Below are 12,134 nucleotides of genomic sequence, written 5' to 3' on the forward strand. Positions count from 1 at the left end.
ACTTATCCCTTGTTGTTCAGCTCACGGGCCAGGCGCTCATCAAACGCTGCCCTGGAGATCGGCAGCATCTTGAGGAGGACGCTGTCACCCAGCTTTACGTGATGATAAAGCGCGGCCCCCACATGGACGATGAACAGGGCGAGCAACCCGTTCGCGGCCAGTTCATGCAGCTCAGAGAAGGTGCCCTCCAGGGCCTGCTTGTCTGCCGAGGACGCGATCACCCCTATATGGGGAAGTTCCACCAATCCGAAAAGTACGGTGGGGATGTTGAGGCTTGATGCGGACACCATCGCCCAGCCGGCAAGGGGGGCTGCGAGCAACAAGCCGTAGAAGGCCCAGTGTGTTGTCCTGGCAGCGAGCTGTTGCCAGGCCGGCATGGCCGGCGGCAGGGATGGCTGGGGATTGGCGACCCGCCAGCCGAGGCGAAGAACGGTCAATGCCAGGACGAGAATGCCGAAGGACTTGTGGAGCTGGTAGAGCTCAAATTGCTGAAGCGAGGGCTTCATGTCCTCCATGATAGAACCGACGATAAAGAGGCCGATTACACAGAGGGCGATAAGCCAGTGCAGGAGCACGGCAATGATGCCGTAGCGGTATTCGGAGTTCCGTATGGTGAGTGCCATTTCCCAGATATCTCCTGCGCGCCTGTGAGCCCGCGTTTGCCTTTAATGCCGTCAAGGCGTGCTGTGCGTTCCCTGGTTGGCGAAGGTCGGGGTCCAGTTCCGGGCCCTGCCGATCCCGGCAAGATAGTCGGTCCTGGGGATGCGTTGCCGCAGGGTGGCAATGGTTGCCTCATCAAGACGGTTCTGTGCCCCGATGCTCAATCGCAAGGGATTGCTCTGATACAGATAGAGCCACATTGCGGCAGTTTCATGTGGCATGTAGGACGGGCCGTCATCGAGATAGAACTGAAGATGTGTGGCCTGGGCGTCTGCGAGGCCCGCATTCGCGGCCTGGGACACCCATCGCAGGCCCTCGTCCCGCTGGCCGGTCTCTATCAGGCAGCGGCCATAGACGTGCTGGGCGCTTTCATAGCCACGCCCAAGCCGTGCGAGCTTGCGCAGTTCGGGCATGGCTTCTGTGCAGCGTCCCGCCCGCGCCATTTCAAAGGGTGACCAATAGGAGCCCGTGCTGCGGCCTTCGTCAGACTTCTTCTCGAGCTGGCGTTCCCTTACCAGATCGGCGCCGGACTTCCGGGCGTCTGGAATTTCTTCCGCCAAGGCAGGGCCGGCAGCCAGGGCGAGCAGACAGCCAAGCGTTGCCAGTCGTCCGATAGAATTGAGGGCGAGAGGGACGCCCTGTGGTGATCTGGTCGCCATCACGCGCCTAGGCCTTTACCAGTGACCGACATTCTCCATGGATGCCCATGGTTCGACCGGTTCCTTGGCGCCACCCTTCTGCAGCAGCTCGATGGAGATGTTGTCGGGTGAGCGAACGAACGCCATCCGTCCGTCACGCGGGGGACGATTGATGGTTACACCCGCTTCCTGCAGCTTCCGGCACGTGGCGTAGATGTCTTCCACCTCATAGGCAAGGTGTCCGAAATTGCGCCCTTCGCCGAGTTCTTCGTCATCCCAGTTATAGGTCAGTTCCACCTGGGCGCTGTGATCGCCAGGGGCTGCCAGAAAGACGAGGGAGAAGCGGCCTTCTTCAATGTCGAAACGACCAAGCTGCTCAAGGCCAAGATCATCGCAATAGAACTTCAGGGATTTGTTAAGGTCACGGACGCGGACCATCGTATGCAGGTATTTCATTCCGTCTCTCTTCACGGCACTCTGCCGGTGAACAACCGGCGTAAGGCATTACGTGACCAGATGATCGCGCAATGCCAGGGCAGGGTCAAAACACGAGATTGAGGGATACCGGGGCGGACTGTGGCTGACAATACGAATGGGCGAGTGACAGAACTCAAATCCATGGTGGATGACGCGCAGCGCGTGGTGATCTTCACCGGCGCCGGCATCTCGACAGAGTCCGGCATTCCCGACTTCAGAAGCCCGGGCGGGCTGTGGACCCAGAACAAGCCCATCTACTTTCAGGACTTCATGGCGTCGGAAGCCATGCGTATCGAGGCCTGGCAACGCAAGTTCAACATGGATGACACCTTCACCGAGGCAAGACCGAATGCGGGCCACATGGCGATTGCGCGGCTTGTGCAGGCAGGCAAGGTGACATCGGTGATCACCCAGAACATCGACAACCTGCACCAGAACTCAGGGGTTCCCGAAGACAAGGTCATCGAGCTGCACGGCAATACGACCTACGCGAAATGCCTTGATTGCGGCCAGCGGCACGAGATCGCCTTTGTGCGGGAGGGTTTTGAGCAATCAGGGAAGCCGCCGCCCTGTGCCGCCTGCAACGGCATTCTGAAGACGGCGACCATCTCGTTCGGCCAGGCAATGCCCGAAGCGGAAATGATGAGGGCTGAAGCGGAAACACTGGCTTGCGACCTGTTTCTCGCAATCGGCTCATCACTGGTGGTGTATCCGGCAGCAGGCTTTCCGATTATCGCCAAGCAGAATGGGGCGGGGCTCGTGATCATCAACCGCGAGGAGACGGAACTCGACCAGATTGCGGACCTCGTCATCAATGATGAAGCGGGACTGACCCTGTCATCCTTGGTGCCCCACAATTGAGTCCGGCTGAGGGGCGATGCTCTCGACGAGCGGGCCGTGGCCTCCCATGGCCGGATCCGGACGATTGAGCTCGGTGCTCAAAGGCTGAAGAGTGCCGGCGTCGTAAAGCATGCGATGATGAAGCTTTCCGAAGAAGACATTGCTGTCGCGTTTTTCGCCAACTGACAATTCCTCGTCGGAGGCATCGGCGACGATCATGAAGCGATCGTGAGTGCCGTCAGGATGGGTCAGGGGCAGCAGCAGTTGTTCGAGTGACCCGCGTGAACCGCTGGGATAGTGCATCTCCCGCAGAGAGTGACAGAGGCACCCTGTCTGGAACGCTAAATCATGGAATTGCCGGAGGTCGTCACGGGATGCTTCCTCATGCGGTGCGCTCGCATCCTTGCCGGTTACGTCTGCACCCAGCAACTCGACCAGCGCTGTGCCCATGAGGCTGATGCGATAGGCGCCATCGGCTTCGCGGCGCAGCATGGCGACGTGCTCGATGAACGGCACCATGTGTGCCGGCGACATGTCACGCACGGACGGGTAGAGCTTGTCCTGGCGTGCTGTCTGCCAAGCGTCCAGCGCGAGCTTGAGATACCTTGATTTCAGCATGATAGGAGCTCCTTATCAGGCGCAACTTCATGCAACTTTATGATCGGGATTGTCAGAGAGCGGATGGTTTTGAACCACGGGCAACTGCCGGTGCCAGCCAGATACGCAAGCTGGCGCTCTGGTCCTTGGGGGATCATCACGCCGCCTTCTCTGTTACGAAGGCAATGGTATGGCCGCACTCGTTAAGAGGGTATTATCTAGCAACACCACTTTCGATGGAGTGGCCTGCCGCTTTGTCAGACCGCCAGATCGGCCGGTGTGTCCAGATCGATCAGCGGGATCAGCATTTCCTCGGGGTTGCGAGGTGTGGAGAGATCGCTGTCCACCGGCAGAAGAGTCCTGGCGTCATAAACCGTCCGGCGCAGGAGATCGCCGACCAGAAGATCCGGACGCGGACTATCAAGAGCCACTTCGGGCATGGGCAGGCGGTTCATCAGCACCATGTAACGGTCGTGCTCACCATCCGCATTGCCGATGGGCATGAGTACCTGCTCAAGGAGCTCTTCTGCGCCATTGCCCGCTTCAAAGATGCGCAGGGAATGAGCGAGATAGTGGTTGGCGAAGAGGGCATCGTAGTAGGCCTCAAGAAGCTCATGCATCTCTTCAGGATAGATGGATTTCACTTCCCGGCCCGTCGCATCGTCGCCAAAGACCTCGACAAGGGCTGTTCCTACCAGGGTGATGCGATAGGTACCGTCTTCGACGCGGCGGAACATGGCCATGTAGGGAAGGTACGGCCGCATCTCAAAGGGACCAAACTCCGAGGCAAGCGGATACAGGCCATCACCCCTGGCGGTGAGCCAGCCCTGAAGAGCCTTCCGTGAGGTATCCGCATACAGCATGTATCGTGGCCGTCAGCTTCTGAGAGGCGCAGTATCTCTGCGCGCATTCTTCGCGCGATAATTGCAATTAAACAATTCTCGTCCGTAGTTATGAAAAAGGGATTACCCCAATTCCCGACTTACCGGATTGCGCTTCCCGTCATGCCCAGCCGCCGGATGCTGCAATGACCTGCCCGGTGAAAAACCCGCCGTCATCGCTGACCAACTGGGCAAGGAGGCCCGCCACTTCCTGCGGTTTTCCAAGCCGCCCCAGCGGAATGTTCTTGAGGATCTTGGCGGCCTTGTCCGGATCCGCCATCAGTTCCGGGGGGAAGTAGTCCGGGTTGACAATGAAATTGGGTGCAATGGCGTTGACCTGGATATTGAAGGGGCCGAGCTCTTTGGCGAGCGCCTTGACAGCGGCGTTCATGGCCCCGCGGGCTGCGCAGTACATGGCGTAGTTCGGCAGGCCGTTGAGGGGCGCTGCTGACGTGAGGAACACGATTTTGCCTTCGCCGCGCGGCTTCATGCGCTTGGCCACCTCCGACGCAAAGGCGAAGGGCTTGAACACCAGGGCCTCGAAGGTTTCGTGCAGCGGCACGGTGGTGATCTCGTCAATTGACGCACGGATCGCCGGGTAGGCGTCGTTGCTGGCCAGCACATCAATCCGCCCATGCGCGTTCTCAACATGGACGACGACATCCTCGGCAGACTGCTCCGTCAGCGCCGTGATCCCGTCGGCCAAGGCCTCGAAGGCTGTGCGGGCTTCTGCATCGTGGAACTTCTGATCGACGGCATAGACCGCGTAACCCTCGGCTGCGAGGCGGGTGGCTATGGCATCCCCGACAAAGTGAGTGGCATCGGTGAGGATCGCTGTCGGTTGGGTCATGACGGAAAAACACCTTGCTTTGGCTGCTGTCTGCGGCACGGTACCGCGACGGGCGCAGGGGAGAAATACCGGATTCGGGCATAGCCCCGTGGGAGGAAAAGAGATGTCGGATTGGTGGCAGGGTGCGGTGATCTACCAGATCTATCCCCGCAGCTTTCTGGATACGGACGGGGACGGCATCGGCGATCTTAACGGTATTCGCCGCAAACTGGATTACGTGGCTTCGCTTGGAGTTGACGCCATCTGGCTGTCGCCGATCTACCCGTCCCCGAATGATGATTTTGGCTATGACGTGGCAAACTACGTGGATGTTGATGCGGCGATGGGCGGCGTGGAGGCCTTTGACGCGCTGCTGGCGGAAGCCCATGAGCGCGGGCTGAAGGTTATTCTCGACCAGGTTCTGAGCCACACATCCGATCAGCATGCATGGTTTCAGGAAAGCCATCTATCCAAGGATAACGCGAAGTCTGACTGGTATGTGTGGGCGGATGCGCGGGAGGATGGCACGCCACCAAACAACTGGCTGGCGGCTTTCGGTGGCCCGTCATGGTCGTGGCACCCGGTACGGATGCAGTACTACTTCCACCAGTTTCTGCGCACCCAGCCGAAACTGAACTTCCATAATCCGGACGTCGTAGATGCGGTCCTTGATGTGCTGAAGTTCTGGCTGGACAAGGACGTTGATGGTTTCCGCCTCGATGTCGCCAATTCCTATGTTCATGACGCCTCCCTGGCGGACAATGCGCCGGTGCCGCCTGCGGATCGTGACTTCCTGACCTGGGCGCATCCGCCACGCCACCAGCAGCACGACAGGGACTGGAACCAGCCCGAGAACGTCGAGGTGATGCAGCGCATACGGTCGCTTGTGGACAGCTACGAGGACCGCCTAGTGTTCGGCGAATTTGCGGGGGATGACAAGATCCTTGGCCAGTATGCCGGTGGCAATGACCGTCTGCATACGGCCTACACATTTACTCTGCTGGAAGCCGCCAGCCTGGAGCGGTCAGTATTCGAGACCTATTACGAGAAGATCGCGGGACCTGTGGACGATCTGTTTCCCTGCGTGACCTTCTCCAATCACGATGTGCCGCGGCCGGTGACACGTTGGGCGCGTGGCGTGCATGGGGGACGAGATGCTACCCGAGTGGCCAAGCTTGGCCTCGGGCTGCTCATGTGCCTGCGTGGGACTGCCTTGATGTATCAGGGCGAGGAGCTGGGGCTTGATGATATCGACACCGCGCGGGAGCAGGTCCGTGATCCATTCGGGCTGATCTACTACCCCTATTTCAAGGGGCGCGACGGCTGCCGGTCGCCAATGCCCTGGACGGCGGAGGCCCACAATGCCGGTTTTACCACGGGCACACCGTGGCTGCCGCTTGGGCCCAGCCATCCCGGCCTGTCCGTGGCCACACAGGAAGCGGGTTCGGAGTCCGTGCTTGCCTTCGCCCGTGAGGCGATTGCCGCGCGCAAGAGCCATATTGCCTTGAGGACCGGGAGCCTGGACCTAGAAGACAGTGATGAGGCAGTGCTTGCGTTCACGCGCAAAGCAGACGGGGCGGTGGTTCGCTGCGCCTTCAACTTCTCGGACACGGCGATCGAGACGCCATTCCCATCCGGTGGGACGGACGTGCTGCGGCTTGGGCAGGTAACCCGGTCAGGCGAGACTGCGCAGATGGAGCCGCTGAGCTTCGTCGCTGTTCAGGTGTAGCTCACCAGGAGCATCACGACGAGAAGGATGGCAACCCACAATACGCCGAGGCCCGTGCCCCAGGTGCTGGCGATGTTGGTTTGCGGTCCTGCTGCCGCGAACATGGCGCGGAAGCCGTTGTTAATCCGGCTACTGATGAAGTTCTGCCACGCCGTATAAGCCGCACTCGTGACCGACATGACAACGCCTACGATCTGCGGGCCGAGCTTTCGGTAGAGCCAGTCCACGTCGATAAGCGCAGAAGGCTCCTCGCGGGGGAGCAGGCCCCATGCGCGGGCAGCGAGGAATACCAACAGCGCGAAGGCCAGAACTTCCAAGTGAAGGATAAGACCGGCCAGCTCGAAGATGGCATTGCCGGCCCAGTACGGCATGGTGCCAACGGCAATGCAGGCGGCGATACCTAGCAGCATGGCAAAGCGCATGTGCACAGGGGCTTCTTCCGCCTTGAGGCCGGGCGTACGTTTCTCACCGAAGAAGGCTGTTGCGGGAACGCGCAGGCCTGCATGGGCCCAGACGCCGGCAACACCGAAGAGGGCAAGGGCTGCGACCACCGGGCCTCCATCCGCCCAGATGGCCGTCATCAAATAAGGCACGGCGGTGCCGCCCGCGAGAACCGGCAGGCCGGCCACAGACAGACCACCCAAGACCGCAAACCCGGTGGTGAGCGGCATTGTCGCTGCCAGGCCGCCCAGGGCCGCCGCACTTGCGGTGCCTGTACGGTACAGGACCGCGCCGATTGCCATGAACAGGACGAGGAAGCCGAAGATGTTGGCAATCATCAGCACGGTGGCCGCACTCAGCGCTTCCGGTGTGCCGATACCGATGGCCGTCACGGCAAGACCCGCCTGGCTGATAATGCCGTAGCAGAGCGTCCGGCGCAGATCGTTGGCCAGCAGCGCCAGCAGCACCGGGAAAGCAATCATGATCGGGCCGATCAGGCGCAGGAGGTCTTCGCCAGGCAGGAAACGCGACAGGGCATAAATCGCCGTGGTGATGCCGAACACACTCAACAGCACGGTGCCGCCGGGCGTGGACTCGGGATAGGCATCCGTGAGCCAAGCATGCAGGACAGGGAAGGCTGCCTTAAGACCAAGCGCCAGGATGAGATAGATGCCCGCGCTGGTGCCCAGATCGCCCGTAAAGAACGCGACGGAGCCCGTTGCCTTGTAGGTCAACAAGAAAGCTTCGAGCAGGAGGACGCCGGCCAAGATATTGGCGACGGCAAAGCGCATGCCGGCACCCAGGGACCGCTCAGTGCCACCCGCCCAGACGAGGAAGGCCGCTGAGACGGACGCGAGTTCGAAGAACAGGAAGAAGCTCGGCAGGTCACCGGCCAGCACGGCACCGACAGCGCAGCCGACATAGACCAGACCAGCGGACACCGGCAGGCCCGCGCGCTCATGCCAGTTGAAGACGCCTGCCAGCGTTCCGGCAACGAGCATGGCGATGCCGAGGGCGAAGCCTGTTTCGGACACGTTGATGGTGGCAACGGTAATGCCCAACATCTCGAACGTGCCGTGAGGGCCGGTGGGCAGAGCAAGCAGATGGAACAGGCCGGCAAGAGGCGCCAGCACTGCGATCACTGGCCGCAGCATACGTGGGAGCACCGGGATCAGCAGCCCGGCAGCGATCAGCAGGAAGCCCGGTGAGATGCCGTCAAGGAGGCCGCCGAAGATATCGGGTGCCGAGATCATTTGGCGTCATCCTTCTGGGTGTAATAGCCGGAACGGCGGCGCAACAGCATGCGCAGCGGCCAGGTGAGGAGCACGGCAATGAGGGCTGCCGCGAAGGCGGGCAGGGCCGCACCCAGCGGGAGGTCCGCCACATAGGGCACGTCCGCCGCAGGCACCAGAAGGTTGGCCACAGCCAGCAGCAGGCAGATCACGGCCACGGCCCCGAGCATCCGCTGGGTTGCTTTTTCGGTGAGCGCCCAGCTCCAGAAGCCTGAAGGTTTGTCCGACATGGTGCTGAGACCTCCCTAGTGGCCGCCCAAGAGGGGCGCGATGAGGTGCTTGAGCGGCTCCACCATGAAGATGGTGGCGAGGCACAGTGCAGCTGTCATCACCGGGGCAATGACGGTCAGCGGGTGGGCCTTGATCCGGTCTTCACGCGGCAGGGCATCGTTGAACTGCGGGGCCGGTTCCTGCCTGTCGCCCAGATTACCGAAGAAGCCGCGGGCGACGACCGGCAGCAGATACCCGATCGACAGGAGCGATGCGAGGATCAGCGGATAGATCACGTATTTCTCTCCGCTGTCGGTTGCCGCCATGACCAGGTAGAGCTTCACCCAGTCACCGCCCAAGGGCGGAATGCCGATGATCGCGAGGGCCCCAACGGTGAAGGCGCCATAGACCCAGGGCATACGTCGGCCCAGGCCGTCCATCTCGCTCAACTCGGTCTTGTGGGTCGCGACATAGATGGCGCCTGCGCACATGAACAGCGTGATCTTGGCTGTGGCGTGCATCATGATCTGCAGCGCCCCGGCCGTGATGCCATAACCCGAGGCCAGCATGGCCCCAAGCGTGACATAGGAGAGCTGGCTGACGGTGGAGTAGGCCAGCCGCGCCTTCAGATTGTCCTTGGTCATCGCGATGATGCCGGCGAAGACAATGGAGAAGGCCGCGACCCACATGACCCAGGTGCTGGCTTCGGTGCCGGCCAGGAAATCGACACCAAACACATAGACCGTGACCTTGAGCACCGTGAACACGCCTGCTTTCACAACGGCAACAGCGTGAAGCAGGGCGGAAACCGGGGTCGGTGCCACCATGGCATTTGGCAGCCACGGATGGATCGGCACCAGTGCGGCCTTGCCGATGCCGAACATGTACAGACCCACTAGGATCGGCAGCAGGGCTTCGTCGATCTTGCCGTCGAGGATGCCGCCGAGCGCGAAGTCACCTGTCCCGGCGATGGCATATGTCCAGATGATCGCAGGCAGCAGCAGGCCGATAGATGTGGACAGAAGAATGCCGAGATAGATGCGTGCGCCACGGCGGGCTTCATCGGTCTCCTTGTGGGCGACGAGCGGGTAGGTGGACAGCGTCAGCACTTCATAGAAGATGAAAAGCGTCAGCAGATTGTCCGCGTAGGCGATGCCCATGGCCGCGCCAAGCGCGATGGCGAAACAGGCATAGAAGCGTGTCTGGTGCTTCTCGTTGTTGCCGCGCATGTAGCCGATCGCGTAGAGCGACGTGATGATCCACAGGCCCGATGCCACGAGGCCGAAGATGATGCCGAGGGGCTCCACACTGAAGGCGAGGGGCACGCCGGGCACAACATCGAACAGGACCAGCTTCTGGACCTCACCCGTTTCGTGAATGCCCAGGATACTGACGGTGAGCGCGAACAGGCACAGGGCCGTGAGCAGGGTCACCGTCTCGCGCAGATTGGGCCAGCGGCCGACGAGCACCAGGAGCACTGCCCCGAAGAAGGGCAGCAGCACCGCCGCCAGCAGGGCCTGATCGTTGCTCAGTCCGAAGAGGAGGTCGTGCAGCATCATGGGGTCAGGCCCTCCACGACGGAAAGGTCAATCCCTTCGACTTCGGGCACGGCGGGCACTCCGGATATGAGGGCTTCTGCGACCGTTCGGCCGATGGTCGAGGTCAGCTCGGCGTCGATGCCGAAATAGATGCAGGTCAGTGCCAGTGCCCACATGGGCAGCAACATGGACAAGGGTGCCTCCGGCACGGGCTTCGCGCCTTCGGGTGCTGGGGTGAGATACGCAACTTCGACAATGCGCCACACATAAATGACCGCGATCAGGGATGAGGCGACGATGAGGAAGGCGATGACCCAATCGCCAGTCTCCAGCGCCCCGAGGATCAGGTACCACTTGGAAATGAAGCCCACGGTCATCGGCACGCCGATGAGGGACAGGCCGCCCACCACCATTGCGGCCATTGTCCACGGCATCTGCCTGCCAAGGCCCGCGAAGCTCGAGACGGCGCTTGAGCCGACGCGGTACACCACGGCACCGGCGACCATGAACATGACGCCCTTCATGGCCGCGTGGTTGAACAGGTGAACCATGGTCGCGGTCAGGCCGGTGACGCTGGCCATGGAGAAGCCCAGCACCATGTAGCCGATCTGCGCGACAGATGAATAGGCTAGGAGCCGTTTGAAGTCCGTTTGGAACACGGCGACTGCCGAGGCAACAAACATGGCAATGAGTGCCAGCGGCAGGAACACGGTTTCCAACGACAGTTCCACCACCGGGAATTCATAGCCGAACACCGTGAATATGAAGCGCAGCATCACATAGACGGCCACCTTGGTGGAGGTGGCGGCCAAGAAGATACTCACGACCGACGGGGCATAAGTGTACGCGTTGGGCAGCCATGCGTGGATCGGGAACATGGCGAGCTTCAGTGCCAGGCCGACGGTGATGAAGGCAAAGCCGGCCCGGACGCTTGTGAGGTCTCCGAGCGGCTCCAGCCGCACGGCCAGATCGGCGAGGTTCAGTGTGCCTGTTGCCTGATAGAGAAGGCCAAGGCCGATAACATAGAAGGTGGCGCCGATGGTCCCCATCACGAGATATGTGTAGCTCGCCGTGAGTGCGCGCCGGTCCCGTTGCGCACCCAAGGCGACGAGCACATAGGTGGAGAGGGACGATATCTCGAGGAAGACGAAGATGTTGAAGGCGTCACCGGTGATCGTGACGCCGAGGAGCCCCGTCAGGCACAGGGTGAAGACTGTATAGAACAGCGCCTGCTTGGAGGGCGGAATTTCAGCGCGGACGGAGTTGCGGGCGAAGGGCAGAACCAGGGCGCTGGTGGCGGCAACAATGACCAGCACGAAAGCGTTCATGGCATCGACGCGATACTCGATGCCGAATGGCGGCGGCCAGCCGCCCAGCTGGTAGGAGATGGGGCCACTGTCGATCACCTGGATCAACAGCAGCACCGACATGGCAAAGGCGGCCAGGGCCGTGAGCAGGGCCAGGGCGCCCGCGAAGGTGCCGCGCGACAGCATCAGGCAGATCGGAGCCGCGAGCATGGGCACCACGACCTGCAGCGCGGGCAGGTGGGTCATCAGAAAGTCAAACATCAGGTCGCGCCCCCGCTTACGGTGCCTGAACTGCTGCCGCCCGCATGGGGCGTTTCTGCGCGCCCGGCATCCGCTGCCTGCATCTCGTCTTCCTCGATGGTGCCGTAAGCCCTCTGTATACGGATGACCAAGCTCAGGCCGACAGCGAGCGTCGCCACGCCGACGACAATGGCCGTCAGGATGAGCACGTGGGGCAGCGGGTTTGAGTAAAGGGCATCAGGCGCGTCCACATAAATGGGCGCAGTGCCGCCGGTGACCTTGCCGACCGAGATGTAGAAGAGAAAGACGGAAACCTGGAAAAGGTTGAGGCCCACGAGCTTCTTCACCAGGTTGCCGCGCGCGACAACCACATAGAGGCCCAGCATCATCAGGACAATTGCGAGCCAGTAATTGTAGCGGCCAATGACGAACTCAAGGAACGGAGACAGTTCCAT

13 protein-coding genes are annotated in these 12,134 nt (G+C 61.3%); 2 read left to right on the forward strand and 11 right to left on the reverse strand.

The window, feature by feature from the left end:
• Nucleotides 1-2: 2 nt before the first annotated feature.
• Genes HG718_RS06105 through HG718_RS06115 form a run of 3 tightly spaced genes read right to left on the reverse strand, consistent with a single transcriptional unit; the run spans nt 3 to nt 1,754 of the window.
• Complete coding sequence (locus tag HG718_RS06105) at nt 3-623, reverse strand: cytochrome b (RefSeq protein WP_160587758.1); 621 nt, start codon at nt 621-623, stop codon at nt 3-5.
• A 51-nt stretch (nt 624-674) separates the two neighbouring features.
• Nucleotides 675-1,319, reverse strand: coding sequence for a hypothetical protein (locus tag HG718_RS06110; protein WP_170080186.1), 645 nt, complete (start codon nt 1,317-1,319; stop codon nt 675-677).
• A 15-nt stretch (nt 1,320-1,334) separates the two neighbouring features.
• Nucleotides 1,335-1,754, reverse strand: a complete 420-nt coding sequence (locus tag HG718_RS06115) for a VOC family protein (protein ID WP_160587760.1) — start codon at nt 1,752-1,754, stop codon at nt 1,335-1,337.
• Nucleotides 1,755-1,916: 162 nt separating this feature from the next.
• Here HG718_RS06115 and HG718_RS06120 point away from each other — a divergent pair, with 162 nt between their 5' ends.
• Nucleotides 1,917-2,636, forward strand: a complete 720-nt coding sequence (locus HG718_RS06120; RefSeq protein ID WP_160588145.1) for an SIR2 family NAD-dependent protein deacylase — start codon at nt 1,917-1,919, stop codon at nt 2,634-2,636.
• On the opposite strand, the gene HG718_RS06125 is transcribed toward HG718_RS06120, so the two are convergent.
• The 3 genes from HG718_RS06125 to HG718_RS06135 form a co-directional block, all read right to left on the reverse strand.
• A complete protein-coding gene (locus HG718_RS06125; protein WP_160587761.1) occupies nt 2,613-3,233 on the reverse strand; it encodes a PAS domain-containing protein in 621 nt (206 codons plus the stop codon). The genes HG718_RS06120 and HG718_RS06125 overlap by 24 nt on opposite strands.
• A 236-nt stretch (nt 3,234-3,469) precedes the next feature.
• Nucleotides 3,470-4,075 carry a PAS domain-containing protein gene (locus HG718_RS06130; protein ID WP_160587762.1) on the reverse strand — a complete coding sequence of 202 codons (606 nt, stop codon included), beginning with the start codon at nt 4,073-4,075 and terminating at the stop codon, nt 3,470-3,472.
• Nucleotides 4,076-4,214: 139 nt separating this feature from the next.
• Complete coding sequence (locus tag HG718_RS06135; RefSeq protein WP_160587763.1) at nt 4,215-4,943, reverse strand: SDR family oxidoreductase; 729 nt, start codon at nt 4,941-4,943, stop codon at nt 4,215-4,217.
• Between the two features lie 103 nt (nt 4,944-5,046).
• On the opposite strand from HG718_RS06135, the gene HG718_RS06140 reads away from it, so the two are divergent.
• Nucleotides 5,047-6,651 carry an alpha-amylase family glycosyl hydrolase gene (locus HG718_RS06140; RefSeq protein ID WP_244617705.1) on the forward strand — a complete coding sequence of 535 codons (1,605 nt, stop codon included), beginning with the start codon at nt 5,047-5,049 and terminating at the stop codon, nt 6,649-6,651.
• Here the strand turns inward: HG718_RS06140 and HG718_RS06145 are convergent.
• From HG718_RS06145 to HG718_RS06165, 5 genes are read right to left on the reverse strand one after another with little or no spacing between them, the layout of a single operon-like run.
• Nucleotides 6,642-8,345 carry a proton-conducting transporter transmembrane domain-containing protein gene (locus tag HG718_RS06145; protein WP_160587765.1) on the reverse strand — a complete coding sequence of 568 codons (1,704 nt, stop codon included), beginning with the start codon at nt 8,343-8,345 and terminating at the stop codon, nt 6,642-6,644. The genes HG718_RS06140 and HG718_RS06145 overlap by 10 nt on opposite strands.
• Nucleotides 8,342-8,614, reverse strand: coding sequence for a hypothetical protein (locus HG718_RS06150; protein ID WP_027837798.1), 273 nt, complete (start codon nt 8,612-8,614; stop codon nt 8,342-8,344). The genes HG718_RS06145 and HG718_RS06150 overlap by 4 nt, the downstream gene beginning before the upstream one ends.
• A gap of 15 nt (nt 8,615-8,629) precedes the next feature.
• Nucleotides 8,630-10,153, reverse strand: coding sequence for a monovalent cation/H+ antiporter subunit D family protein (locus tag HG718_RS06155; protein WP_205345673.1), 1,524 nt, complete (start codon nt 10,151-10,153; stop codon nt 8,630-8,632).
• Entirely contained in the window at nt 10,150-11,700 is a 1,551-nt protein-coding gene (locus HG718_RS06160) for a monovalent cation/H+ antiporter subunit D family protein (RefSeq protein WP_205345674.1), read from the reverse strand. The genes HG718_RS06155 and HG718_RS06160 overlap by 4 nt, the downstream gene beginning before the upstream one ends.
• Entirely contained in the window at nt 11,700-12,134 is a 435-nt protein-coding gene (locus tag HG718_RS06165; RefSeq protein WP_160587766.1) for a cation:proton antiporter subunit C, read from the reverse strand. The genes HG718_RS06160 and HG718_RS06165 overlap by 1 nt, the downstream gene beginning before the upstream one ends.

The sequence above is a fragment of the Pyruvatibacter mobilis genome, from assembly GCF_012848855.1.
In the GTDB taxonomy this organism is placed as follows: Bacteria; Pseudomonadota; Alphaproteobacteria; order CGMCC-115125; family CGMCC-115125; genus Pyruvatibacter; species Pyruvatibacter mobilis.

Excerpts from the sequence above, each read along its gene's own strand:
- HG718_RS06105 (WP_160587758.1), bottom strand. The coding sequence starts at position 623 with ATGGCACTCACCATACGGAACTCCGAATACCGCTACGGCATCATTGCC.
- HG718_RS06110 (WP_170080186.1), bottom strand. The coding sequence starts at position 1,319 with ATGGCGACCAGATCACCACAGGGCGTCCCTCTCGCCCTCAATTCTATC.
- HG718_RS06115 (WP_160587760.1), bottom strand. The coding sequence starts at position 1,754 with ATGAAATACCTGCATACGATGGTCCGCGTCCGTGACCTTAACAAATCC.
- HG718_RS06120 (WP_160588145.1), top strand. The coding sequence starts at position 1,917 with ATGGTGGATGACGCGCAGCGCGTGGTGATCTTCACCGGCGCCGGCATC.
- HG718_RS06125 (WP_160587761.1), bottom strand. The coding sequence starts at position 3,233 with ATGCTGAAATCAAGGTATCTCAAGCTCGCGCTGGACGCTTGGCAGACA.
- HG718_RS06130 (WP_160587762.1), bottom strand. The coding sequence starts at position 4,075 with ATGCTGTATGCGGATACCTCACGGAAGGCTCTTCAGGGCTGGCTCACC.
- HG718_RS06135 (WP_160587763.1), bottom strand. The coding sequence starts at position 4,943 with ATGACCCAACCGACAGCGATCCTCACCGATGCCACTCACTTTGTCGGG.
- HG718_RS06140 (WP_244617705.1), top strand. The coding sequence starts at position 5,047 with ATGTCGGATTGGTGGCAGGGTGCGGTGATCTACCAGATCTATCCCCGC.
- HG718_RS06145 (WP_160587765.1), bottom strand. The coding sequence starts at position 8,345 with ATGATCTCGGCACCCGATATCTTCGGCGGCCTCCTTGACGGCATCTCA.
- HG718_RS06150 (WP_027837798.1), bottom strand. The coding sequence starts at position 8,614 with ATGTCGGACAAACCTTCAGGCTTCTGGAGCTGGGCGCTCACCGAAAAA.
- HG718_RS06155 (WP_205345673.1), bottom strand. The coding sequence starts at position 10,153 with ATGATGCTGCACGACCTCCTCTTCGGACTGAGCAACGATCAGGCCCTG.
- HG718_RS06160 (WP_205345674.1), bottom strand. The coding sequence starts at position 11,700 with ATGTTTGACTTTCTGATGACCCACCTGCCCGCGCTGCAGGTCGTGGTG.
- HG718_RS06165 (WP_160587766.1), bottom strand. The coding sequence starts at position 12,134 with ATGGAACTGTCTCCGTTCCTTGAGTTCGTCATTGGCCGCTACAATTAC.